Origin of the sequence: Achromobacter sp. HNDS-1 (assembly GCF_040084795.1) — a bacterium.
In the GTDB taxonomy this organism is placed as follows: Bacteria; Pseudomonadota; Gammaproteobacteria; order Burkholderiales; family Burkholderiaceae_B; genus Achromobacter; species Achromobacter ruhlandii.
In genome coordinates this window covers 1584749-1608782 of record NZ_CP157584.1, presented here as the reverse complement: position 1 = coordinate 1608782, position 24034 = coordinate 1584749, and the positions used below count along the sequence as shown (strand labels likewise).

The following is a 24034-nucleotide window of genomic DNA, read 5'->3' as shown; positions in this document are numbered from 1 at the left end:
CGAGGGGACATGACGGACAACACGGCAGGCCGTGTGCTGCTGCAACGCGACGGGCAACTGGCCTGGGTGACGCTGTCGCACCCGGGGCGTCTGAACGCCATCACCGTGGGCATGTGGCGCGAACTGCGCGATGTCTTCACGCGCATCGCCGCCGACGACGCGCTGCGCTGCGTGATCGTGCGCGGCGAGGGCGGCAATTTCGCCGCGGGCGCGGACATCCGCGAGTTTCCGGCCGAGCGCGCCGATGCCGCGGGCGTGCAGCGCTATCACCGCGAGATACTGGCGCCCGCATTGATGGCCGTGGCGCAATGCCCGCAGCCGGTGGTGGCGCAGATCGAAGGCGTGTGCGTCGGCGGCGGGCTGGAGATCGCCTGCCAGTGCGACCTGCGCATCGCCGGCGAATCGGCGCGCTTTGGCGTGCCGATCAACCGGCTGGGCTTTCCCATGGCGCCCGACGAGATGCGCGGCCTGCTGGCATTGGCCGGCCGCGCCGCGACGCTGGCCATCCTGCTCGAAGGCCGCGTGTTCGGCGCCGCCGAGGCGCGCGACCTGGGATTGCTGACGCGCATCGTGGCCGATGCCGAGGTGGCCGCGCAGGCCCGGCGCAGCGCCGAACGCATCTGCCAGGGCGCGCCGCTGGCCGCCCGCATCAACAAGCGCCTGTCGGCGCGCCTGGCGCAGGGCGGCGCCTTGACCGAAGCCGAATACCAGGATTATTTCTCCTACGCCGAGAGCCGGGACCACAAGGAGGGCGTGCGCGCTTTCCTGGCCGGCGTAGACCCCCACTTCTCCGGAGACTGAAAACGGTGAGCAACGCCAATCTATACGCTGTGCTGGAGGGCGGATTCCCCGCCGATCGCAAACAGGTCGCGCTCGAAACCCCCGAGCTGGCCTACACCTGGGACGACATCGACCGCGCCACGGCCTGCCTGGCCAACCTGCTGGCCTCGCTCAAGCTGCCCGAGGGCGCGCGGGTCGCGGTGCAGGTCGAGAAATCGCCCGAAGCCCTGTTGCTGTACCTGGCCACGCTGCGCGCCGGCCTGGTGTACCTGCCGCTGAATACCGCCTATCGCGAAGCTGAAATCGAGTATTTCCTGGGCAACGCCGAGCCGGCCGTGGTGGTCTGCGCCAGCAAGAACCGCGACTGGGTCCAGCGCGCCGCCGACAAGGCCGGCTGCGCGCATGTGTACACGCTCGACGAAGACCGCACCGGCACGCTGCTGGAAGCCGCCGGCGGCCTGTCGCAGACCTTCAGGACCGTCAAGCGCAAGCCGGACGACCTGGCCGCCATCCTCTACACGTCCGGCACCACCGGCCGCAGCAAGGGGGCGATGCTGTCGCATGGCAACCTGGCGTCCAACGCGCAAGTGCTGCACAAGTACTGGGGCTGGCGCTCGGACGACGTGCTGCTGCACATGCTGCCGATCTTCCATGTGCACGGCCTGTTCGTGGCCTCGCACGGCGCGCTGCTGGCGGGTGCGAAGATGATCTGGCTGCCCAAGCTGGACGCCGACCAGGCGCTGCGCTACCTGCCGCAGAGCACGGTAATGATGGGCGTGCCGACCTACTACGTGCGGCTGCTGGCCGACAAGCGCTTCAATCGCGACGTGTGCGCCAACATGCGCCTGTTCATCTCGGGCTCGGCGCCGCTGCTGTCCGAGACCTTCAACGATTTCCGCGAGCGCAGCGGCCACGCCATCCTGGAACGCTACGGCATGAGCGAGACCGTCATGCTGACCTCCAATCCGTATGACGCGGCCGATGGCGAACGCCTGGCCGGCACGGTGGGCCGGGCGTTGCCGGGCGTGCAGGTGCGGGTGGTGGACGATGCCGGCATCGCGCTGGCGCCGGGCGAGATCGGCAACGTGCAGGTGCGCGGACCCAACGTGTTCTCGGGCTACTGGCGCATGCCGGAAAAGACGCGCGAGGAATTCACCCAGGATGGCTGGTTCAAGACCGGCGACGTGGGCCGCTGGGGCGGCGAATCCGCTGGCCGCGACGTGCCTGCCGACTATCTGTCGATCGTCGGCCGCAGCAAGGACCTGATCATCTCCGGCGGCTTCAACGTCTATCCGAAAGAGATCGAGACGCTGATCGACGACATGCCGGGCGTGGCCGAATCGGCCGTCATCGGCGTGCCGCATGCCGATTTCGGCGAAGCGGTGGTGGCGGTGGTGGTGCCCAAGGACGGCGCCACGCTGGACGCCGCCGCGATGCAGGCCGAGCTGAAGGCGCGCATCGCCAACTTCAAGGTGCCCAAGCGCGTGCACATCGTTGACCAGCTGCCGCGCAACACCATGGGCAAGGTGCAGAAGAACGTGCTGCGCGAAACCTATCAGGCACTGTAGCGTCGTCATGCCAGGCCGGTCCACGCAGACCGGCCATTTTTTTCCAAGGAGCCCGACCCCTTTCCAGAACGATTCCCGAACCAGGCAGCATCCCAACCCAAGAACACAAGAGACGAGACGCGGGAAACGCGCCGTCCCCACGCTGCAGCAAGAGGAGACAATATGAAATACCGCATGTTCGCCGCGACCCTGCTGGCCACGCTGGCCGCCGGTTTCGCCGGCACCGCCAGCGCCGCGTCCTGGCCGGAACGGCCCATCACGCTCATCGTGCCCTTTCCCGCCGGGGGCGGCACCGATACCTTCGCCCGGCCCCTGGCCCAGCAGTTGACGATGCAACTGGGCCAGTCGGTGGTGATCGACAACAAGGGCGGCGCCGGCGGCACCGTCGGCGCGGGCGTGGCCGCCAAGGCGCGGCCGGACGGCTACACCTTCTTCATGGGCGGCGCGCACCATGCGCTGGCGCCGTCGCTGTACAAGAGCCTGAACTACAACATCCAGAAGGACTTCGTGCCGGTGGCGCTGGTGGCGCAGCCGCCGCAGGTGGTGGTCATCAATGCCACCAAGCTGCCCGTCAAGACGCTGCAGGAATTCATCGCCTACGCCAAGCAGCATCCCGGCGACATCAACTTCGGCACGGCCGGCAAGGGCAGCACCCACCACCTGGCCGGCGAACTGTTCGCCATGCAGACCGGCATCAAGCTGGTCGACGTGCCGTACCAGGGCGCCGGGCCGATGCTGACCGCGTTGATCGGCGGACAGGTGGACCTGGCGTTCGACGGCCTGGGTTCGTCATCGGGCCATATCCGCTCGGGCGCGATCAAGCCGCTGGCGGTGGCCGCCGACAAGCGCTCGCCGTCGCTGCCGGACGTGCCGACCGCGGCCGAGGCCGGGGTGCCGAACTACGTGGTGTCGACCTGGTACGCGATCTGGGCGCCCGCGGGCACGCCGCAGGAGGCGGTGGACCGCATGACGGCGGAAATCACCAAGGCCCTGAACACGCCGAAGATCAAGGAGACCTGGGAGAGCAACGGCACCGCCATTCCGACCCTGACCGGGCCGGCCTTCGGCAAGTTCGTCGACAGCGAGGTGTCGCGCTGGGCCAAGGTGGTGTCGGACTCGGGCGTCAAGCTGGATTGACGCCCGCGGCGTGGGCGTGGGCGTGGGCGCGGGCGCGCGTCAGCGCCAGTCGCTGGCCAGGCTGAGCCTGGCCAGCTGGTCGCGCGTCAGCGTCAGGCTGGCGGCCTTGACCAGTTCGTCCAGCTGCGCCAGCGACGTGGCGCTGACGATCGGCGAGGTGATGCCGGGCTGCGCGATCTGCCAGGCCAGCGCGGCCTGGGCGGGCGTACAGTTGGCGTCCTCGGCGACTTCATCCAGCGCCTTGAGGATGCGGTAGCCGCGGTCGTTCAGGTAAGTGTCGACGATCTTCTTGCCGCGCGCGCTCTTGCCGACGTCGGCCGGGCCGCGGTACTTGCCGCTGAGAAAGCCGCTGGCCAGCGCGTAATAGTTGATGGTGCCCAGGTCCTGCGCCTTGACCAGCGCCTGCAGGTGCCCCTCGAACGGTTCGCGGCTGTACAGGTTGTATTCCGGCTGGATGCTCTCATAGCGCGGCAGGTTGTGGCGTTCGCTGGCGATCAGCGCTTCGGACAGCCGCACCGCGGTGTAGTTGGAGGCGCCGATGGCGCGCACCTTGCCGGCCTCGATCAGCTTGGCGTATTCGCCCAGCGTGTCGGTCAGCGGCGTGTCGGGGTCGTCCTTGTGTGACTGGTACAGGTCGACGTGGTCGGTCTGCAGCCGCGCCAGCGACGCGTCCAGCGCGCGCCGGATGTAGGCCGGCGCCAGGCCCTTGGCGTCCGGGCCCATCTCCATGCCGACCTTGGTGGCGATCAGCACGCGGTCGCGCTTGCCCGAGCGCTTGAGCCACTTGCCGATCAGGGTTTCGGATTCACCGCCCTGGTTGCCCGGCACCCAGCGCGAATAGACGTCGGCGGTGTCGATGAAATTCAGGCCGGCGTCAACCAGCGCGTCCAGCAGCGAGAACGTGCCGGCCTCGTCGACGGTCCAGCCGAAGACGTTGCCGCCGAAGGTGAGGGGGGGGATCTGCAGGCCGGAGCGGCCCAATGCGCGTTTGATCATGATGTGGCCCTTTGGATGTCGCGGATGTCGTGTCGCGCGGGCGCGGCGCTTTTAGTATATTGGCGCCGCCCGCCCCGGCATGGGGCAGCCGCGCCACGCATGCACCATTTCAGGGATTCCCCCCAAGTGAATTTGTGTTGCGACACGTTAGACTATACGGCTTTACGGCTGTCCGGACCGTGGGGAAGCCCGCGGAACAGCCGTAATAATGAACAAACACCAAGGGTTCAAGGAGCTTACCTATGCTGATCGGAAAAAAACATTTTCTGACGGTTGGCGCAATGGCGCTGGCGATGGCGATCGCCGCGCCGGTGGCGGCGCAGCAGAAGTCGGTGGCGGTCACCGCCATCGTCGAGCACCCGGCGCTGGACGCCGTGCGTGACGGGGTGCAGGACGCCCTCAAGCAAGCCGGCTACGAGCCGGGCAAGAACCTGAAGTGGCAGTACCAGAGCGCCCAGGGCAACACCGGCACCGCCGCCCAGATCGCGCGCAAGTTCGTCGGCGACAAGCCCGACGCCATCGTCGCCATCGCCACCCCGTCGGCCCAGGCCGTCGTGGCCGCCACCAAGGACGTGCCGGTGGTGTATTCCGCCGTGACCGACCCGGTCGCCGCCCAACTGGTCGCCAGCATGGACGCCTCGGGCACCAACGTCACCGGCGTGTCGGACCTGCTGGCGCTGGACAAGCAGGTCGAGCTGATCAAGAAGATCGTGCCCAACGCCAAGCGCGTTGGCATGGTCTACAACCCGGGCGAGGCCAACTCGGTCGTGGTGGTCAAGAAACTGCAGGAAATCCTGCCCAAGTCGGGCATGAGCCTGGTCGAAGCCGCCGCCCCGCGTTCGGTCGACGTGGCGTCCGCCGCGCGCAGCCTGATCGGCAAGGTCGACGTCATCTACACCAACACCGACAACAACGTGGTCTCGGCCTACGAGTCGCTGGTGAAGGTCGGCAACGACGCCAAGATCCCGCTGATCGCCTCGGACACCGACAGCGTCAAGCGCGGCGGCATCGCCGCCCTGGGCATCAATTACCGTGACCTGGGCGTGCAGACCGGCAAGGTCGTGGTGCGCATCCTCAAGGGCGAGAAGCCCGGCGCGATTCCGTCCGAAACCATCTCCAAGCTGGAGCTCTACGTGAACCCGGGCGCCGCCGCCAAGCAAGGCGTGACGCTGTCCGACGCGATCATTAAGTCGGCCGCGGTGGTGGTAAAGTAAAGCGCAAGTCGTTCGGCCCCGCCCGTGCCTACCCGGCATGAGCGGGGTTTTGTTTTATCTTGTTTTCTTGTGTTTGCCCCGCGCCGGTAAGCGGGGTCCACAGGGCGGCAGCATCCACAAGGTGCGCGCGGCCCGGCGCGATGGCGTTGGCCTTGAACGGCAGGTTGGTCACGGACCACATGCCGCGTTTTGCTCCCCGGAGCGTCCCTCAAGCAGCCCGCTTGCGGCCCTGGCCGCCAAGCCCGGCAACGCCTTGGCAGGAATCGAGAGAAAATCGCACGGCAGGAAACGTTTATTGCGAAAGCTCGGGTAAAACTGATCCCGAAACGCAAGAAGTTGGACGTTCCTAATCTCTAATATGCTCGTTCCCTACCTGATTGGATTTGACCCATGTCATTGTTCTCGTTGTTAGGCGCACTGGAGATCGGCCTGATCTTCAGCCTGGTGGCCTTGGGCGTATTTATCTCCTTTCGCCTGCTGCGCTTTCCGGACCTGACCGTTGATGGCAGTTTCCCGCTGGGCGGCGCCGTCTGTGCCACGCTGATCGCCTCGGGCACCGACCCGTTCGTGGCCACCATCGCCGCCACCTTCGCCGGCGCCGCCGCCGGGCTGGTCACCGGCTGGCTCAACGTCAAGCTCAAGATCATGGATCTGCTGGCCAGCATCCTGATGATGATCGCGCTGTATTCCGTGAACCTGCGCATCATGGGCAAGCCCAACGTGCCGCTCATCACCGAACCCACCGTCTTCACCATCCTGCAGCCGGGCTGGCTGTCGGACTACGTGGCGCGGCCGCTGATCCTGGTGGTCATCGTGATCCTGGCCAAGCTGGCGCTGGACTGGTTCTTCGCCACCCAGACCGGCCTGGCGGTGCGCGCCACCGGCTCGAACGGCCGCATGGCCCGCGCGCAGGGCGTGAACACCGGCCGCATGATCCTGGGCGGCATGGCGCTGTCGAACGCGCTGGTCGCCATGGCGGGCGCGCTGTTCGCGCAGACCCAGGGCGGTTCCGACATCTCCATGGGCATCGGCACCATCGTCATCGGCCTGGCCGCGGTGATCGTCGGCGAAAGCATCCTGCCGTCGCGCAAGCTGGTGCTGGCCACGCTGGCCGTCATCATCGGCGCCATCGTCTACCGCTTCTTCATCGCGCTGGCGCTGAACAGCGATTTCATCGGCCTGAAGGCGCAGGACCTGAACCTCGTCACCGCGGTGCTGGTCACGATCGCCCTGGTCATTCCCATGCTCAAGCGCCGGCTGGTCGGCAAGAAGGGGCGCTGATATGTTGTCCGCAAAAGACCTCAAGATCACTTTCAACGCCGGCACGCCGATCGAGACGCGGGCGCTGCGCGGGCTGTCGCTGGACATCCCGTCGGGCCAGTTCGTCACCGTCATCGGTTCCAACGGCGCCGGCAAGTCGACCTTCCTGAATGCCGTGTCGGGCGACCTGCCGGTCGATTCCGGCCGCATCGAGATCGACGGCGCCGACGTCACGCGCCAGCCGGTCTGGGCCCGCGCCTCGCGCGTGGCGCGCGTGTTCCAGGATCCGATGGCCGGCACCTGCGAAGACCTGACCATCGAAGAGAACATGGCGCTGGCGCAGTTGCGCGGCGCGCGCCGCGGCTATGGCCGCGCGGTCAAGGCCTCGATGAAGGAAGGTTTCCGCGAACGCCTGGCCACGCTCGGCCTGGGCCTGGAAAACCGCCTGACCGACCGCATCGGCCTGCTCTCGGGCGGCCAGCGCCAGGCCGTGAGCCTGCTGATGGCGGCGCTGCAGCCGTCGCGCATCCTGCTGCTGGACGAACACACCGCCGCGCTCGACCCGCGCACCGCCGACTTCGTGCTGCAACTGACGGCGCGCATCGTGGCCGAAAGCAAGCTGACCACCATGATGGTCACGCACAGCATGCGCCAGGCGCTGGACGTGGGCGACCGCACCGTCATGCTGCACCAGGGCCAGGTGGTGCTGGACGTGTCCGGCGATGAACGCCGCGGCATGGACGTGCCCGACCTGCTGGCCATGTTCGAGCGCGTGCGCGGCGAGAAGCTGTCGGACGACGCCTTGCTGCTGGGCTGAACGGACGCTCCGGGCGCCGACAGGCGCAAGACCCGGCGCGGATCCCTCGGGATCACGCCGGGTTTTTTCATGCCGGCGCGCGGCGCTCGCGCGGATTGGCGGTCAGGCCGCCAGCGCGCGCCAGCTGCGCAGCAGCAGCGTCTCGATGTCGTGCACTGGCAGGCCGGTGGCGCGCGCCACGGCCTCGCGGTAGGGCGGCATGTTGGTGCATTCGAGCACGATGTCGGTCAGGTCCGGGGCGCGCCGCGCCAGCCGTTCGGCCGCCTCGACCACGTCGTGTTCGACCCGCGCCAGATCCATGTCCGGCGCGTTTTCCAGGATGCGCGCCTGCATCTCGCAGCCGGGCGCCAGGCCTTCGACCACGGCGTTGGCGGGCACGCCGGCCGCATCCAGCAAGGCGCGATCGAGCGAGGCCGCATCGAAGGTGACGATGCCCACCCGCGCCAGGCCATGGCATTGCAGCAGGCTGGACGACACGACTGGCACCGGCACGGCGGCCTGCAAGGCGTCCTGGTAGCGCGCCAGGAAACCGCAACTGGTGGAGATCAGCGCCGCGCCGTCGCGCGCCAGACCCACGGCGGCATCGATGAACGGCCGCAGGAAGGCCGGGTCGGCTTCCTGCACGATCTTGCGCGGCGAGGCGCCCGGCACCGTGACGAAGCGCGCCGGGATGCCGGCGCGGGCGTAGGTCTCGGGGTTGCCGACGTCGCCGGGCGGGCGCGGAAAGCGCGTGTCCAGCATCAGCAGGCCGAGAAAGGCGCCTGGGGCCGCGGGCGCGGCCGGGAGGGTTGCATCGTTCGTGGCCACGCGGGGCTCCCGTGAATGTCGATACGCCCTAGAGGAATCGTCCCGGACGGAAGGCGTCGTGGCGGCCGGTGGCGTCGCCGTCGGTCATCAATTCCCCTAGTATCTGCGCGGTGCCGGGCGCCGTGCTGAAACCGATGTGCTGGTGGCCCAGCGCCAGCCACAGGCCGGGATGGCGCGGCGCCTGGCCGATCATCGGGCGGCTGTCCGGCAGCGTCGGACGGCGGCCGAGCCAGGCCCGCGGGTCCAGCCGCTCGCCCAGGTCGATGGCCTCGCGCGCCCGGGTTTCCGCCAGGTCCAACTGGATGGGACGGGCAGGCGCGTCGCAGTCGTCCAGCTCGACGCCGGTGGTCAGCCGCAGGCCGCGCGCCATCGGCGACAGCACGTAGCCGCCGCCGGTGTCGTAGATGGGGCGGCCCAGCGCCGGGCCGCCGGCGGCGCCGTAATGCATGTGATAGCCGCGCTCGAACGCCAGCGGCAGGTCGATGCCGGTGGTCTTGAGCAGGGCCTTGGACCACGGGCCCAGCGCCACCACCAGGTCGGGCGCCGTCAGCGTTTCCGTGCCGGCGTCGCCTTGCACGATCCAGCCACGTCCGCCATCGCGGCGGATGGCGGCGGCCCGCAGTGTGCGGAAGACGCCGCCCGAGCGCTGGAACAGGTCGGCGTAGGCCGTGGTCACGGCGCCGGGATCGTCCACCGAATAGGAGCCCTGGATCCACAGCGCGCGCGGGAAGATCGGCGCCAGGGCCGGCTCCAGTTGCGCCAGTTCGGCGGGGGCCAGCGCCTGGGTCGGCACCTGGTGGCGGGCGTAGGCCTCGCGCGCCAGGGCGCCGCCCTGCCACGCCTGTTCGCTGCGGAACAGGAAGATCCAGCCGCTGTCGCGCAGGCGGTGGCGCGCGCCGGCCGCCTCGAGCAGGCGCAGGTGTTCGACGGCGGAGCGCCGGATCAGGCCGTCGAGCGCCGCCGTTGTTTCGCCGAACACCGACGGCCGGGCGCGCGCCAGGAAGCCCGCCGCCCAGCCCAGGTTGCGGGCCAGGTACGCGGCGCGGTAGCGGAATTGGACGGTGTCGTTGCGCAGCAGCCGGGGCAACTGGCGCCACAGGCCGGGATGGTTGAAGGGCATGAGGGAGCTGCGGGCCAGGACGCCGGCGTTGCCGGATGAGGTCTCCCGGCCGGGATCCTGGCGGTCGACCAGGGTGACCTGCATGCCGCGCCGCTGCAGTTCCAGCGCGCAGCAGACGCCGACGATGCCGGCGCCGAGCACTATGACTTGCTTTCCCATCGTCGCTGTCGCTGCTTGAGTCGGTATGGAACCAAGGGAGGTGAGCGGACGATTGTAGGGTAGCGGGCAGGCGCCAGCGAGAGCGGGCAATCCATGATTGCGACGCCGCGCCGGGCGGCCGCCAGGCGGGTGTGCCGGCGCCGGTCAGGCGGGCGGCCGCTGCCCCAGGATGCGGCCGGCCGCCGCCACGCCCCACCACGCGGCTTCTTCGAACACCGAGTAGCCGGACAGGTCGGCATGGGCGAACAGCACCGGGCCGTCCACCTCGCGCAACGCCGCCAGGCCGGCGTTCGATAGATAGCCGCAATAGGGCGAGGCCATGGCATGGCCGCGCACCGTGATCTCCAACTGCCGGGCGCGACGCCAGAACTCGTCGCCATAGGCGGCGACCAGGTCGGCGGCGGCCTCGTCGCGCAGCGCCTCGGGGCGGGCCTCGGCGAGCCATTGCCGCGCGGCCTGTGGCGTCTGGTTGCTGAGGGCATGGTAGGCGGTGAACACCGTGCGCGGCGAACGCGCCACGCGCAGCAATTGGTGGGTCGAGACCACGTAGCCCAGGGCCTGGCCCTGGTAGACCACGTTGTCCCACGATAGCGGTTCGCCCGGCGCTTCGCGCGGATAGCCGTCCATGACGAAGTTCGACACCAGCCAGGGCGCGTGCGGCGACGCGTGCGCGGCCGGATCGTAACCGTAGGCGCGGATGTCGGGCAGCAGGCGCTGGGCCACGAACAGCGGCATGGCGCAGACCGCGCGTTGCGCTTGCAGCGTAAAGACGCGGGCGGCGGGCCCCGGCGCCAGGCAATCGATGCGCGGGCCGGCCGCGCTTTCCTGCAACCGCGCGGCGGTCCCGGGCAGCAGCCAGCCCTCATGGCCGAGACGGGCGCTGATGGCGTTGCGCAGCCGTTGCACCAGCGGCGCCAGGCCGCCGGGCCAGGTCAGCACCGCGCCCTCGGCGGCGTTGGCGGCATGGCCGTCGCGGCTGGCGAAGTAGTGCAGCCCGGCCCAGGCCGAGACCCGGTCGTAGGGCGCGCCGTAGTCGTCGCGGCAGCAGTAGTTCAGGTACCAGTGCAGGGCGGGGGAGGTGTAGCCTTCGCGGTCCAGCCACTGCTTGAATGTGAGCGCGTCCAGCGCGCGCCAGACAGGGTCGCGCGAGGACAGCACGATCGGGATGCAGAAGACCTTGCGGCCGTCGTTGCCGATCGCGCCGTGCAGCCGGTCCACCAGCGCCAGGAACTTGCGGTGCTGTTCGAGATCGGCCTCGGGCAGCCCGTGCATCGGCAAGAGACCGTCTTCCCAGCGGCCGTCGCGCAGCAGCCGTTCCTGCGGCGAGTGCGCCAGGATGGCCTCGTCGTAATAGGGCCGCTCGCCGAAGGCGTCGCGCTCGGCGATGCCGAAATCGGCCAGCATCTCGCGCACGTGGGTGGACTGCATCGACGGCAGCGGCAGGTAGTGCGCGCCGAGCGGGTAGTCGAGCCCGTCGCGGGCGCCGGCGGCGGCGTTGCCGCCGTACTCGGGGCCTTGGACCACGACGAAATCGGTGAAGCCTTCGCGCGCTAGTTTCCAGGCGCACGACAGGCCGGCCACGCCGGACCCCAGGATCGCCACCTGGCAGCGCCGGGCGCCGGACGCTGGCGGCAGCGCCGCGCCATCGCGCAGCGCATGGCCGGCCTGCATGCCCGGGTAGCGCACCTCGGGCGTGGTCTCGACCACGCGCGAGCGGTAGTAGCCCGCCGTGCCGGCGGCGGCGGCGGTGGCGACGCCCAGCAGGAAGGTGCGGCGCCGCATCAGCGGATGACCTTGCGCCAGTCCTCGTCGAAGTAACGCACGAGCGATTGTTCGTTCAGGCGGTTCGGCGGCATGGCCAGCGCCGGCATGTCGGCGGGAAAGTGGAACAGCTCGCGCAGCGTGGCCGGATCGAGGTAGCGGGTCGGCACGGTGACGGCGTCCGGCGGCGTGTAGTCGCGGCGCTTGCCGGCCAGGATGAAGCCCCAGTCGCCGAACGACGGCACGTAGGCGTGGTACGGCCAGGTGTTCAGGCCGGCTTCCTTGAGCGTGGCATCCACGCTCCAGAACGAGCGCGGCGCGAAGTAGGGCGAGGTCGACTGGATCACCATGTAGCCGTTCTCGGCCAGGTGCCGCGCCATCAGGTGGTAGACCGGCACCGAGTACAGCCGGCCCAGGCCGAAGTTGGACGGATCCGGAAAGTCCACCACGATGAAGTCGTAGACCTCGGCGTGGCTTTCGAGCCAGCGGCCGGCGTCGTCGTTGATGACGGTGACGCGCGGATCGGTCAGCGAGCCCTGGTTCAGTTTCGTCAGCGGTTCGGAGCGCGAGAACAGGCCGGTCATGGCCGGGTCCAGGTCCACCAGCGTGACGTGCTCAACGTGCTTGAATTTGAGGATCTCGCGCACCGCCAGGCCGTCGCCGCCGCCCAGCACCAGCACGTTGCGGGCCCAGGGCAGGGCCTGCAGGCCCGGGATCACCAACGACTCGTGGTAGCGGTGTTCGTCGCGTGACGAGAATTGCAGGTTGCCGTTGATGTACAGCCGCAGGTCGTCGTGCCAGCGCGTCACGATCAGGCGCTGGTAGGGCGTGGTCTCGGCGTGCACCACGTCGTCGCCGTACAGGCCCTTCTCGGCCCAGGCCGTCATCTGGCCGGAAAACAGGAAGCCCAGCGCCAGCAGCCCCAGCACCACGCCGCCGCGTATGGCACGTTCGGCAGGGCGCCGGATCTCGCCGCGGAACAGCCAGGTGGTCCACAGCGCCACGCCGGCGTTGAGCATGCCGAACAGGAAACTGGTGCGCAGCAGGCCCAGCTTGGGCGCCAGCAGCAGCGGAAAGATCAGCGACACGGCCAGCGCGCCGAGATAATCGAAAGTCAGCACGCGGCTGACGATCTCGCGGAACTCGGCCTTGCGCTGGTTGAAGACGCGCATCACCAGCGGGATCTCCATGCCGACCATCAGTCCGATGATGAAGACGCCCGCGTACAGCGCCGCGCGAAACGGCGCCGACAGCCAGGCGAACACCAGGAACAGGACCGCGGCGGAAACCCCGCCCAACAAGGCGACGGCCAGTTCGACGTCGATGAATCGATTCAAAACGTCGTCGTCTCTTACATATTTTGACAACCACGATCCGATGCCCATCGCGAACAGATAGCAGCCGATGACGGACGAGAACTGGAGGATGGAATCGCCCAGCAGATAGCTGGCCAGCGCGCTGCTGATGAGCTCGTAGCCCAGGCCGCAGGAAGCGACGATCAATACCGACAGAATGAGGACGCGGTCGCGCATGAGGGTTCCGACTCGAAAAATGCGTTCGCAGTATATCGAAGGCGGCGTATATACTGCGCGCAATCAGGGCCTGGAGGGGCGATTATGGGAGAAGCGATGCATCCGGCGGTGACCTATCTGATCTACATTGTTTCGGCGCTGGTCATGCTGGGCATTTTCACCGCCGTCTACACCACGGTGACGCGCTACAAGGAATTCGAACTGATCCGCCAGGGCAACATTGCCGCGGTGCTCTCATACAGCGGCGCGCTGGTCGGTTTTTCGTTCACGCTCTGCTCCAGCATCGCCATCCATGCGAGCTTCGTCATGTTCCTGGTCTGGGGCGTGGCCGCCATGGTGGTGCAACTGGTCGTCTATGCCGTCGTGTCGCGCGCCATCCAGGGCCTGCACGAGGCCATCGAGGAAAACAACATCGCCATGGGCGGCCTGATCGGTTCGATCTCGCTGGCCGCCGGCGTGGTCAACGCCGCCTGCCTGACCTGAGCGGCCCGCGCGTCGACCCATCTCTGACACAGGAGAACTAGCCATGAGTCTCGGTTCATTTATCCGCAAACAGTTCATCGACATCCTGCAATGGAACGAGGACGGCGACGGCGTGCTGGCCTGGCGCCACCCGATGCAGGATTTCGAAATCCAGTACGGCGCCAGCCTGACCGTGCGCGAGTCGCAGATGGCGGTGTTCGTCAACGAAGGCAAGGTGGCCGACGTGTTCGGCCCCGGCATGTACAAGCTGACCACCCAGACGCTGCCGGTGCTGACGTACCTGAAGAACTGGGACAAGCTGTTCGAGTCGCCCTTCAAGTCGGACGTGATCTTCTTCAGCACCCGCCTGCAACTGGGCCGGCGCTGGGGCACGGCGCAGCCGGTGACGCTGCGCGACAGCGAATTCGGCATGGTGCGGCTGCGCGCCTTCGGCGTGTATTCGTACCAGATCACCGATCCGGCCAAGTTCTACCGCGAGATCAGCGGCACGCGCGACGTCTACACCGTCGATGACCTGGAAGCGCAGTTGCGCAACATGGTGGTCGCGGCCATGACCACCGCGCTGGGCGGCTCCAAGGTGCCGTTCCTGGACATCGCCGGCAACCAGGGCCTGATGTCGCAGAGCATCGGCGAACAGCTCGGCCCGGTGTTCGAGCGCTATGGCGTCAAGCTCGACAACTTCACGGTCGAGAACGTGTCGCTGCCGGAAGAACTGCAGAAGGCGCTGGACACGCGGATCTCGATGGGCATGGCGGGCGACCTGGGCAAGTTCACCCAGTACCAGACCGCCACCTCGATCCCGCTGGCGGCGCAGAACGAAGGCGGCATCGCCGGCATCGGCGCGGGCTTGGCGGCCGGCGCGGCGCTGGGCCAGACCATGGCGGCCGGACTGGGCGTGGCCGCGGGGCAACCGGCGGCCGGCGCCCAGGCGGCGGCTGGCACGGCGGCGGGCGCGGCGGCCGCTTCGGGCGCCGACCCGGTGCAGCGCCTGCAGCAGCTCAAGGACCTGCTCGACAAGGGCCTGATCACGCCGGCCGACTACGACGCGGCCAAGGCCGAAGTCCTGAAGAAACTCACCAGCTGAACGCCGCCCGCCCATGCAGCAGGTCCTGTGTCCGCAGTGCGGAGCACCCGTCAAGTTCACTTCCACGGCATCGGTCATGGCGGTCTGCGGCGCCTGCCGCAGCACGCTGCTCAAGGACGCCGAATCGGTCAAGCGCATCGGCGAGACCGCCGATGTCCTGGAAGACTATTCGCCGCTGTGCCTGGGCGCCGCCGGCCAGTTCGAGGGCAAGCGCTTCGACCTGATCGGCCGCATCCAGCTGCGCTACGAGGACGGCTTCTGGAACGAGTGGTACCTGTGGTTCGATGACGGCTCGGACGGCTGGCTGTCGGACGCCTCCGGCCAATACGCCATTACCCGCCGCCGCAAGGTCAAGACGGTGCAGGGCCTGCCGGCCTTCGCCGACATCTCGCCCGGCGACGACATGAAGCTGGATGGCCAGCGCTTCACGGCTTCCGACGTGCGGCGCTGCCGCGCTGGCGGCGCGCAGGGGGAGCTGCCGTTCGTGCCGGGCGATGGCTGGGAAGCCAAGGTGGCCGATTTCCGCAGCCTGGACGCGTTCCTGACGCTGGACTTCTCCGATGGCCCCGAACCCGAGCTCTACATCGGCAAGGCCTTCGACCTGGCGGGCATGCAGGCGGCGACGCTGCGTTCGAACGAACAGGTCGAGGAAACCGCCGGGCGCTTCCGCGGCCAGATCAAGGCGCTGGACTGCCCCAGCTGCGGCGCGCCGATCAGCTTCGTCGCCGCCATGGCGACGCAGGTGGTGTGCCCGTCGTGCGCGGCCACGGTCGACTGCGCCGGCGAGACCGCCGAAGTCATCGGCAAGGCGCGCAAGATCAACGCCATCAAGACCACGCTGGCGCTGGGCGCCACCGCCAAGATCGATGGCGCCGCCTACACCCTGATCGGCCTGATGAAATGCGCCGATCCGGACCCCGAAGAGCCCTCGGACTGGATCGAATACCTGTTGTTCAACCCCGCCAAGGGCTTCATCTGGCTGGTGGAGACGGACGAGGGCTGGGAGCGCGTGCAGGTCTGCGATACCTGGCCCAGCTACAACAACGCCACCAGCGTGCGCTGGCGCTCCAAGCTGTACCAGAAGCTGTACGACTACACCTCGCGCGTCGACCTGGCGCTGGGCGCCTTCAACTGGCGCGTCAGGGTCGGCGACAGCACCAGGATCACCGACTACAAGGCCGGCAACCTCAAGCTCACCCGCGAACAGGGGCCGGCCGAGGTGGGCTGGTCGGCCGTCGCGCCGGTGGCGCCGGCGCAACTGGCCCAGTGGTTCGACAATCCCGAACTGGCCAGGCAGAAGGCGATGCCGCGCTCGGCCTCGCTGGGCGGTTATCGCAAATGGGCCTGGTTCGCCACCATCGCCATGGGATTCCTCAACTTGGGCAACATCTTCAGCGGCCGCATCCTGCCGATCCTGATCGGCCTGGCCTTCCTGTGGCTGCCGGCCAGCCTCGCGGACAAGATGTCGGCAAAGGACGACTGAGGCATGGGCAAGTTCTTCTACGCCATCTACGCCCTGATCGTGGTCATCGCAGCCACCGGCGCCAGCTCGCCCGGCGCCCGCTTCACCAGCGGTGGCAGCGGCGGCAGCAGCAGCAGTTGGGGCGGCGGATCGTCGGGCAGCTCGGGCTGGTCGTCGGGCGGATCGCACAAGTGACGCCGCACGCGACGCCCGGCCGCCACATCCTGGCCGACTTCCGTGGCGTGGACGCCGGCCTGCTGGCCGACGCCCAGGCGCTCGAGCGCGAGCTGCTGCGAGCCGCCGAGGCCGCCGGCGCGCGCGTGCTTGGCGCGCATTTCCATCATTTCGGCGAAGGCGCGGGCGTGACGGGCGTGGTCATGCTGAGCGAATCGCACATCAGCGTGCATTCCTGGCCGGAGCACCGGTTCGCGGCGCTGGACATCTTCATGTGCGGGGCCGCCCGGCCCGAACTGGCGCTCGAGCGGCTGCGGGCCGCGCTGGCCCCCGACACGGTGCGAGTCACCACGGTCGACCGCGGCTGAGCGGGTTCCGGGTCGATTTCCTCCTTTCGTTGATCGGGCGCAAGTCGGCCCCGGGCACAAATTGACGAGCGTTATATACCTATATATATTTCGTCACCGAGATTGATCTTGTCCGAGGAGAGATACATGTTCCGCAAACACCCGGTCCTGGCGCTGTCGCTGGCCCTCGCCGCCGCCTGGGCCCCCAGCGCTCACGCCGGCGACCTGGTCGTGTCCGCCGCCGCCAGCCTGACCAACGCGTTCAAGGACGTGGCCCAGGCGTACGAGAAGGAGCATGCCGGCACCAAGGTCATCCTGAACTTCGGCGCTTCCGACGTGCTGCTGCAGCAGATCGTCAAGGGCGCGCCCGCCGACGTGTTCGCGTCCGCCGACCAGAAGGCGATGGACAAGGCCGTCGAGGAAAAGGCCGTCAAGCCCGAATCGCGGGTGGATTTCGCCGCCAACCAGGTCGTGCTGATCGTGCCGGCCGACAGCAAGGCCAACATCACCGCGCTCAAGGACCTGACGCGCGACGACATCAAGCGCATCGCCTACGGCAACCCGGCCTCGGTGCCGGTGGGCCGCTACACGCAGGGCGCGCTGCAGGCCGCCGGCCTGTGGGACGCGGTGCAGGCCAAGAGCGTGCTGGCGCAGAACGTGCGCCAGAGCCTGGACTACGTGTCGCGCGGCGAAGTGGACGCGGGCTTCGTGTTCGCCACCGACGCGGCAATCATGCCGGACAAGGTCAAGGTGGCGGTGCGCGTGCCGTCGCAGACACCGGTCACCTATCCCATCGCCGTGACGGCGCGCGATGCCGCCGCCCAGGAAGCCAAGCGCTTCGTGGCCTACGTGATGTCGCCCGCCGGACAGGAAATCCTGTCACGCTACGGCTTCCAGAAGCCTTGAGGACGCGGGCGGGTAGCCCACGCGGTCTGTGATGAGTGATCCGGTATGGGTGCCCCTGCTGCTTACCCTGAAAGTGGCGGGCTGGGCAACGCTGCTGGCCGCCGTGGCCGGCACCGCGGCCGCCTATGGCCTGTCGCGCTGGCGCTGGCCGGGCCGCGACCTGCTGGATGCCGTCCTGACCCTGCCGCTGGTGCTGCCGCCCACGGTGCTGGGTTATTACCTGCTGGTGCTGCTGGGACGGCGCGGCGTGCTGGGCGAGAAGCTGGCGGCGCTGGGCATTGAACTGGTGTTCACCTGGCAGGGCGCGGTCATCGCCGCTTCGGTGGTGGCCTTTCCGCTGGTGTTCAAGTCGGCCCGCGCCGCCTTCGAAAACGTCGATCCCCAATTGGAAAGCGCGGCCCGCGTGCTGGGCGTGCGCGAGGTCGGCGTGTTCTTTCGCGTGACCTTGCCGCTGGCGGCGCGCGGCATCGTGGCCGGCGTGCTGCTGGCCTTCGCCCGCGCGCTGGGCGAGTTCGGCGCCACCCTGATGATCGCCGGCAACCTGCCGGGCCGCACCCAGACGCTGTCGGTCGCCATCTACGAGGCGGTGCAGGCGGGCGACGACGCCACCGCAAATTTCCTGGTGCTGGTCACGTCCATCACCTGCATCGTGGTGCTGCTGGCGGCGGGCAGGCTGGTGCCGATCCGTTCCAGCCGGCGCGGAGGCGGGCGATGAGCGTGGATCTGCGCATACGCAAGAACATGGTGTCGGGTGAGCGTCACTTTTCCCTGGACGTGGCGTTCTCGTCCAAGTCCAAGCGCATCGCGCTGTTCGGCCCGTCGGGCGCCGGCAAGAGCCTGACGTTGCGGGCGGTGGCCGGCCTGCTGCGGCCGGACGCCGGCCGCATCGAGATCAACGGCCGGGTGCTGTTCGATTCCGACGCGCGCCTGAGCGTCGCGCCGCAGGCCCGCCGCGTGGCCTACCTGTTCCAGGACTACGCATTGTTCCCGCATCTGACGGTGGCGCAGAACATCGCCTTCGGCTCGCGCCGCGGCTGGCTCAATCCGCCGCGGCGGGCCGTGTCGGCCGAGGCGCGGCGCTGGGTCGACGCCTTCGAGCTGGGCGCGATCCTGGGCAGCTATCCGCACGAGATCTCGGGCGGCCAGAAGCAGCGCGTGGCCCTGGCGCGCGCGCTGATGCTCAAGCCGGAGATTCTGCTGCTGGACGAACCATTTTCGGCGCTCGACTCGCAACTGCGCGGCAAGATGCGCCAGGAACTGGATACGTTGCAGCGCCAGCTGGACGTGCCGATGCTGCTGATCACGCACGACCCGGCCGACGTCGAGGCGCTGGCCGATGAAGTGTTCGAGCTGCGCGACGGCAAGGTGCGCCGCCGCGATGAGGATGTCGGGCTCTGACGGACAGGGGCGGCGTGCCGCGCGTGGATGTCATAGCCGCCCCGCCAGGGCGGCCGCTCGGGGGCGGGTGTCCGCCCGGCGGGCGCGCGGTCAGTCCAGCACGCCCAGGATCACGCTTGACGCCTTGAAAATGGCGACTGCGGGCGCGCCTTCGCCCAACCCCAGGTCCTGCGCGCTATCGTTGGTGACGATGGCGGCCAGCGTGGCGCCGCCTTCCAGCCCGATCAGGATCTCGCTGTTGACCGCGCCGGTGCGCACCGCCGTGATGGTGCCCGCCAGCTGATTGCGGGCCGACAGGCGCAGGCCGGCGCCTGGCGCGCCGACGATGACCGACGAGGCCTTGACCAGCGCCAGCGCTTCCTTGCCGGGAGCCAGCTCCAGTTCCTGCGTGCTTTCGCGCGTGATGGTGGCGGTGATGACCTGGCCGCCAGCGATGCGCAGCCGGATTTCGTCGTTGACGGCCCCGGGACGGACTTCCATCACGGTGCCCATGAGCTTGTTGCGCGCGCTGGTTTTCAGCATGAATCGCCTCATCAGGTCAATGTCGCCGCTGGCATCCAGGCCGGCGCGCGCCAGGTTTTCCATGAATCTGCGGTGCTCGGCTTCCAGCGCCCGGAAGGTCGCGATCAGGCCGCGGGCGCGGTCGGTCAGGCGCGTGCCGCCGCCGCCCTTGCCGCCGGCCGCCCGCAGCACCAGCGGTTCGCCGGCCAGGTTGTTCATGGCGTCGATGGCATCCCAGGCGCCCTTGTAGCTCATGCCAACCGCGCGCGCGGCGGCCGTGATCGAGCCGGTGGCGTCGATCTGCGCCAGCAGGTCTATGCGGTTCCTGCCGCCCCAGTTCTGGGCGCCGGAACGAAACCAAATCGAGCCGTCGAGTTCCAACATCGGTATCAGGTGTGGTCAGGGTCTGGAAGCAACCCCGAGTGTAATGGAGCCAGGTCCGCCGTCCTTTGAGATATATCCGATGAGAATGAGATGCTGTTGAAACTTTATCCGCTTCGCGGCACTATGAACGCGCTCAGGGTGTGTTGATGGATGTTGACATCGGGGGCCGGCTCGCGGCCCCGCCTTCTTGGAGATCGACATGAAAGCGCTGAAAATGCTGGCATCGGGTTCCATGGCGACACTGTTGGCGGCCTGCGCCTCCGGACCCACCGTCAAGGGCGACTACGATCGCCAGGCCGACTTCTCGCGGTACCGCACCTTTGGCTACATGTCGCCGTTGGGCACCGACAAGGCGGGCTACAGCACCCTGCTGACCGAGCGGCTCAAGGACGCCACCCGTGGCCAGATGGAAATGCGCGGCTATGTCTACGACGCCGCCAATCCCGACCTGCTGGTCAATTTCAATGGCAAGCTGCAGCAAAAGACCCAGGTGACCGAGGCGCCGCCGGCCATGGGGCCGTACTACGGCTACCGCGCCGGCTTCTACGGCGGCTGGCCCGGCTACGGCTGGGGCGACACCGTCTACCAGTACACCGAAGGCACCCTCAACATCGATTTGGTGGACGCGCGCCGCAAGCAGATGGTGTGGGAAGGCGTGGCCGTCGGCGAGGTACGGAACCCCGAAATGGCGACCTCGCCGCAGAGCATCGACAAGGCCGTGGCCGACATCTTCGCCAAGTATCCGTTCCGCGCCGGCGTGGCCGCGCCGCAGGGGCCGGACAAGACCAAGCCCTAGTATCCCAAGGAACCGCCGCATGAGTACTCGCCGCAAGGCCGCATCCCCCGACACCGGCGCGACGCCGTCCTATGAAACCGTGGCCCTGGTGCTGCAGGGCGGGGGCGCCCTGGGATCCTACCAGGCCGGGGTGTACCAGGGGCTGCACGAGGCGGGGATCCGACCCAACTGGATTTCCGGCATCTCCATCGGATCGATCAACGCGGCCATCATCGCCGGCTCGCCCGAGGACGAGCGGGTCGAGCGGTTGCGCGGGTTCTGGGAAAGCATCTGCCGGCCGGCGGGGTTCGCCTCGGTGCCCTGGGGCGACACCCTGGCCGGCATGTTCGAGGGGATTCCATTCGGTTTCGGCTCGCCGGCCATGAATGGCCAGCTGTCGGCCTTCCAGGCGCTGTTCTCGGGCCAGCCGGGTTTCTTCAAGCCGCGCTTTCCGCCGCCGTACTGGATGCATGGCAAGGGCGCGGCTTCCACCAGTTTCTACGACACCACGCCGCTGGCCGCGACGCTGCGCCAGTACATCGATTTCGACCTGCTCAATTCGGGCGCGGTGCGCGCCAGCTTCGGCGTGGTCAACGTGCGCAGCGGCAACTTCGCCTATTTCGACAGCCGGACGCATACACTCGGCCCCGAGCACATCATGGCCTCGGGCGCCTTGCCGCCCGGTTTCCCGTCGGTCGAGATCGACGGCGAGCATTACTGGGATGGCGGCGTTGTTTCCAACACGCCGCTGGCCCAGGTGCTGACCAGCGACACCATGCGCGACACGCTGGCGTTCCAGGTGGACCTGTGGCCCGCCCGGGGCGGCCTGCCGACCACGCTCGAAGAGGTGGCCGAGCGCCAGAAGGACATCCAGTATTCCAGCCGGACCCGCATGGTCACGGACCAGCTGCGGCGGGTGCTGAAGCTGCGCCATGGCTTGCAGCAACTGCTCGAGCGCCTGCCCGAAAAGGAACGCGGCGCGCCCGAGCTGGCCGAGATCCGTCGTCTGGCCAAGACGCCGGCCACCAACATCATCAACCTGATCTACGAGTCCAAGCATCGCGAGCGTTTCTCCAAGGACTATGAATTCGGCACCGAGGCCATGCGCGAGCACTGGGAATCGGGCCTGGCCGATATCCGCCAGACGCTGGCCAAGCCCGGCATCCTGGCGCGTCCCACCCAGGACAGTTGTTTTGTCACGCACGACATCCATCGCAACGGCACGCATACGTCTTGATCCAGGCACGGATTGACTAGGACGTGTCTGATTCCCGGGGCGGGGCGCCGCATAACGGCGTCAAGAACGGTAGTCTTTCGGCAAGACTTGAAACCTTGTTTCGGCGCCGGGCCACCGTCATTCCGGTGGCCCGGCCCGATGGAGACACCGCATGAGCCAGCCCGCCCCGTATTCCGCCCCGTACGCCCCGCAATCCACGCCGTCCGGACCCGCCGCCGCGACGATGCCGCCGGGCGATCCCCAGGTGGCCGCAACCGCCGAGCGGGCCGGCGGACCCTTCCCGGTGCGCCTGGATGGCTGGTGGAGCCTGCTCTACCATGGCTGGACCCTGCTGACGCCACAGGGCACCCGGCTGGACCTGACCGAAGTCGAGCGCGCCTGCTTCCAGTGCCTGCTGCGCAACCCCCGCAAGGAACTGCTGCGCGAAGAGCTGGCGCTGCTGCGCGAGGAACTGATGCTGCCGCGCCAGAGCACCAATCTGCGTGCGCTGAACGTGGCGATCTGCCGCCTGCGGCGCAAGGTGCGCCAGGCGGGCGGGCGCCTGCCGCTGCATACCGTGCACGGCGTGGGCTATGTGTTCCTGGGCAACCTGCAAGAAGTGGCCGACGTCTGATCGGCGTTGTTTTCTTCCCCTCCGCAACGCCGCGCGAGCCCGTGAAAATCCGTGATTTCCCCAATAACTGAGTTACATTAACGGGCTATTCACGTGTCATTGGCGGGGCGCAGGGTGTTGCTTTGATCGCAAACGTTTATTGCGGTCAAATACGGCGGTCGGACACGGCCGCGCAAGCCCGCGACCGCCCTTCGGCAACCGGACTCGGCAGTCGGCAGACGCCGTTACATTGTTGCGGTCGCTTGACGCGGTTAACTTCGCGGGGGTTTCAATGCGGTTTTCGCCTAAACGTGTCTCAGGTCTGGCTCTTTCCGGTGGTGTCCTCGCGCTGTTGTTGGCGGGCTGCGGTGAAAAACCGCAAATGAACCCTGGCATGCCCCAGGTCAGCGTCATCACGGTGCAGCCGCAGCGCACCCCCATCGTTTCCGAACTGCCCGGCCGCGTCGACGCGGTGCGCGACGCCCAGATCCGCTCGCGGGTCACCGGCATCGTGCAGAAGATCACCTTCGAGCAAGGGGGTGACGTCAAGGAAAACCAGCTGCTGTTCAAGATCGATCCGGCGCCCTACAAGGCCGCCTACGACCAGGCCACCGCGCAGCTCAAGCAGGCGCAGGCCAATCTGTTCAGCGCCAAGCTGCTGGCCGATCGCTACGCGCCGCTGGTCAAGGCCAACGCCGTCAGCAAGCAGGAATACGACAACGCCGTGGCGGCGTACCGCCAGGCCGAGGCCACCGTGGCCGCCGCCAAGGCGACGCAGGACAACGCCTCGATCAACCTCGGCTACACCGACGTCGTTTCGCCCATCACGGGCCGCATCGGCAAGCCGCTGGTGACCGAAGGCGCGCTGGTCGAGGCCACCTCGGCCACGCAGATGGCCACCGTGCAGCAGCTCGACCCGATCTACGTCGACTTCACCCAGTCCACCTCCGACCTCGCCGCATTGCGCCGCGCCTTCGCCAGCGGCAAGCTGCAGCAGGTGGGCAAGGACGCCGCGCGCGCCACCGTGGTGCTCGAGGACGGCACCGAGTACGACCGCCCCGGCAAGCTGCTGTTCACCGGCATCACCGTCGATCCCAGCACCGGTCAGGTCAACCTGCGCGCCGAGGTGCCGAACCCCGACGGCATCCTGCTGCCCGGCATGTACGTGCGCGTGCGCCTGGAGCAGGGCGTGGACGACCAGGCCCTGCTGGTGCCGCAGCAGGCGCTGCAGCGCACGGCCGACGGTTCGCAGAGCCTGATGCTGGTCAAGGACAACAAGATCGAACAGTTGCCCGTCACCACCGGCGGGGCCATCAAGAACGACTGGATCATCACCAGCGGCCTGAAGGCTGGCGACGTGGTCGTGGTCGAAGGCTTCCAGAAGATCCGACCCGGCGCGCCGGTGCAGGCCAGCCCCTGGAACAAGGCGGGCGGCGCGCCCGCCGCGGGCGGGCAGCCGGCGCAGCCCGGCGCCAAGCCCGCGGATCCGGGCGCCAAGCCGGCCCAGCCGGCGCAACAGGCCCCGCAGAAATCGTAAGCG

At 68.2% G+C, this 24034-nt stretch carries 25 protein-coding genes; 18 read left to right on the top strand and 7 right to left on the bottom strand.

Going from position 1 to position 24034, the window contains the following annotated elements; genetic code table 11:
• Positions 1-9: 9 nt before the first annotated feature.
• From ABFG95_RS07320 to ABFG95_RS07310, 3 genes are all read left to right on the top strand, one after another.
• Complete coding sequence (locus ABFG95_RS07320; RefSeq protein ID WP_175146273.1) at positions 10-801, top strand: enoyl-CoA hydratase/isomerase family protein; 792 nt, start codon at positions 10-12, stop codon at positions 799-801.
• A gap of 5 nt (positions 802-806) precedes the next feature.
• Positions 807-2348, top strand: coding sequence for a malonyl-CoA synthase (locus ABFG95_RS07315; RefSeq protein ID WP_348995693.1), 1542 nt, complete (start codon positions 807-809; stop codon positions 2346-2348).
• Positions 2349-2510: 162 nt separating this feature from the next.
• On the top strand, positions 2511-3485 hold the full coding sequence (locus ABFG95_RS07310) for a tripartite tricarboxylate transporter substrate binding protein (protein WP_049072725.1): 975 nt from the start codon (positions 2511-2513) through the stop codon (positions 3483-3485).
• A 39-nt stretch (positions 3486-3524) separates the two neighbouring features.
• On the opposite strand, the gene ABFG95_RS07305 is transcribed toward ABFG95_RS07310, so the two are convergent.
• On the bottom strand, positions 3525-4481 hold the full coding sequence (locus ABFG95_RS07305) for an aldo/keto reductase (RefSeq protein WP_059272160.1): 957 nt from the start codon (positions 4479-4481) through the stop codon (positions 3525-3527).
• A gap of 242 nt (positions 4482-4723) precedes the next feature.
• On the opposite strand from ABFG95_RS07305, the gene ABFG95_RS07300 reads away from it, so the two are divergent.
• Positions 4724-5695, top strand: a complete 972-nt coding sequence (locus ABFG95_RS07300) for an ABC transporter substrate-binding protein (RefSeq protein WP_049072728.1) — start codon at positions 4724-4726, stop codon at positions 5693-5695.
• A 28-nt stretch (positions 5696-5723) separates the two neighbouring features.
• Here ABFG95_RS07300 and ABFG95_RS07295 read toward each other — a convergent pair whose 3' ends face one another.
• The gene (locus tag ABFG95_RS07295) at positions 5724-5876 is read right to left on the bottom strand and encodes a hypothetical protein (RefSeq protein ID WP_348995691.1); all 153 of its coding nucleotides are present in this window, start codon (positions 5874-5876) and stop codon (positions 5724-5726) included.
• 209 nt (positions 5877-6085) lie between these two features.
• Here ABFG95_RS07295 and ABFG95_RS07290 point away from each other — a divergent pair, with 209 nt between their 5' ends.
• Together ABFG95_RS07290 and ABFG95_RS07285 are read left to right on the top strand one after the other, a co-directional pair.
• Positions 6086-6976, top strand: coding sequence for an ABC transporter permease (locus ABFG95_RS07290; protein ID WP_049072730.1), 891 nt, complete (start codon positions 6086-6088; stop codon positions 6974-6976).
• A 1-nt stretch (position 6977) separates the two neighbouring features.
• Complete coding sequence (locus tag ABFG95_RS07285) at positions 6978-7772, top strand: ABC transporter ATP-binding protein (protein ID WP_026384195.1); 795 nt, start codon at positions 6978-6980, stop codon at positions 7770-7772.
• 102 nt (positions 7773-7874) lie between these two features.
• On the opposite strand, the gene ABFG95_RS07280 is transcribed toward ABFG95_RS07285, so the two are convergent.
• From ABFG95_RS07280 to ABFG95_RS07265, 4 genes are all read right to left on the bottom strand, one after another.
• Positions 7875-8579, bottom strand: a complete 705-nt coding sequence (locus ABFG95_RS07280) for an aspartate/glutamate racemase family protein (RefSeq protein ID WP_348995690.1) — start codon at positions 8577-8579, stop codon at positions 7875-7877.
• Between the two features lie 28 nt (positions 8580-8607).
• Positions 8608-9858, bottom strand: coding sequence for an FAD-binding oxidoreductase (locus ABFG95_RS07275; protein ID WP_175203300.1), 1251 nt, complete (start codon positions 9856-9858; stop codon positions 8608-8610).
• A gap of 144 nt (positions 9859-10002) precedes the next feature.
• Positions 10003-11640 (bottom strand): NAD(P)/FAD-dependent oxidoreductase, encoded by a 1638-nt coding sequence (locus tag ABFG95_RS07270; protein WP_278991907.1) that lies wholly within the window; start codon positions 11638-11640, stop codon positions 10003-10005.
• On the bottom strand, positions 11640-13151 hold the full coding sequence (locus ABFG95_RS07265; protein WP_054416382.1) for a polyamine aminopropyltransferase: 1512 nt from the start codon (positions 13149-13151) through the stop codon (positions 11640-11642). Before ABFG95_RS07265 ends, ABFG95_RS07270 begins: the two co-directional genes overlap by 1 nt.
• A 96-nt stretch (positions 13152-13247) precedes the next feature.
• Here ABFG95_RS07265 and ABFG95_RS07260 point away from each other — a divergent pair, with 96 nt between their 5' ends.
• The 8 genes from ABFG95_RS07260 (at position 13248) to ABFG95_RS07225 (ending at position 19005) form a co-directional block, all read left to right on the top strand.
• Positions 13248-13634, top strand: coding sequence for a DUF350 domain-containing protein (locus ABFG95_RS07260; RefSeq protein WP_049072739.1), 387 nt, complete (start codon positions 13248-13250; stop codon positions 13632-13634).
• A gap of 43 nt (positions 13635-13677) precedes the next feature.
• Positions 13678-14718, top strand: coding sequence for an SPFH domain-containing protein (locus tag ABFG95_RS07255; RefSeq protein ID WP_049072741.1), 1041 nt, complete (start codon positions 13678-13680; stop codon positions 14716-14718).
• 13 nt (positions 14719-14731) lie between these two features.
• Positions 14732-16201 (top strand): DUF4178 domain-containing protein, encoded by a 1470-nt coding sequence (locus tag ABFG95_RS07250; RefSeq protein WP_348995689.1) that lies wholly within the window; start codon positions 14732-14734, stop codon positions 16199-16201.
• Between the two features lie 3 nt (positions 16202-16204).
• A complete protein-coding gene (locus ABFG95_RS07245; RefSeq protein WP_162876642.1) occupies positions 16205-16375 on the top strand; it encodes a hypothetical protein in 171 nt (56 codons plus the stop codon).
• Positions 16372-16722, top strand: coding sequence for an adenosylmethionine decarboxylase (gene speD, locus ABFG95_RS07240; RefSeq protein ID WP_059272148.1), 351 nt, complete (start codon positions 16372-16374; stop codon positions 16720-16722). Before ABFG95_RS07245 ends, speD begins: the two co-directional genes overlap by 4 nt.
• A gap of 126 nt (positions 16723-16848) precedes the next feature.
• A complete protein-coding gene (modA, locus tag ABFG95_RS07235) occupies positions 16849-17607 on the top strand; it encodes a molybdate ABC transporter substrate-binding protein (RefSeq protein WP_348995688.1) in 759 nt (252 codons plus the stop codon).
• A gap of 31 nt (positions 17608-17638) precedes the next feature.
• Complete coding sequence (modB, locus tag ABFG95_RS07230) at positions 17639-18322, top strand: molybdate ABC transporter permease subunit (protein ID WP_175146267.1); 684 nt, start codon at positions 17639-17641, stop codon at positions 18320-18322.
• Positions 18319-19005 carry an ATP-binding cassette domain-containing protein gene (locus tag ABFG95_RS07225; protein WP_059272141.1) on the top strand — a complete coding sequence of 229 codons (687 nt, stop codon included), beginning with the start codon at positions 18319-18321 and terminating at the stop codon, positions 19003-19005. Before modB ends, ABFG95_RS07225 begins: the two co-directional genes overlap by 4 nt.
• Before the next feature lie 90 nt (positions 19006-19095).
• On the opposite strand, the gene ABFG95_RS07220 is transcribed toward ABFG95_RS07225, so the two are convergent.
• Positions 19096-19890, bottom strand: a complete 795-nt coding sequence (locus ABFG95_RS07220) for a TOBE domain-containing protein (RefSeq protein ID WP_049072749.1) — start codon at positions 19888-19890, stop codon at positions 19096-19098.
• 199 nt (positions 19891-20089) lie between these two features.
• Between ABFG95_RS07220 and ABFG95_RS07215 the strand changes: the two genes are divergently transcribed.
• The 4 genes from ABFG95_RS07215 (at position 20090) to ABFG95_RS07200 (ending at position 24031) form a co-directional block, all read left to right on the top strand.
• Positions 20090-20686 (top strand): DUF4136 domain-containing protein, encoded by a 597-nt coding sequence (locus ABFG95_RS07215; RefSeq protein ID WP_175146265.1) that lies wholly within the window; start codon positions 20090-20092, stop codon positions 20684-20686.
• A 19-nt stretch (positions 20687-20705) separates the two neighbouring features.
• Complete coding sequence (locus tag ABFG95_RS07210) at positions 20706-21902, top strand: patatin-like phospholipase family protein (RefSeq protein ID WP_175146264.1); 1197 nt, start codon at positions 20706-20708, stop codon at positions 21900-21902.
• Between the two features lie 223 nt (positions 21903-22125).
• Positions 22126-22515 (top strand): helix-turn-helix domain-containing protein, encoded by a 390-nt coding sequence (locus tag ABFG95_RS07205; protein WP_059273065.1) that lies wholly within the window; start codon positions 22126-22128, stop codon positions 22513-22515.
• Between the two features lie 271 nt (positions 22516-22786).
• A complete protein-coding gene (locus ABFG95_RS07200) occupies positions 22787-24031 on the top strand; it encodes an efflux RND transporter periplasmic adaptor subunit (protein WP_049072751.1) in 1245 nt (414 codons plus the stop codon).
• Positions 24032-24034: the final 3 nt, after the last annotated feature.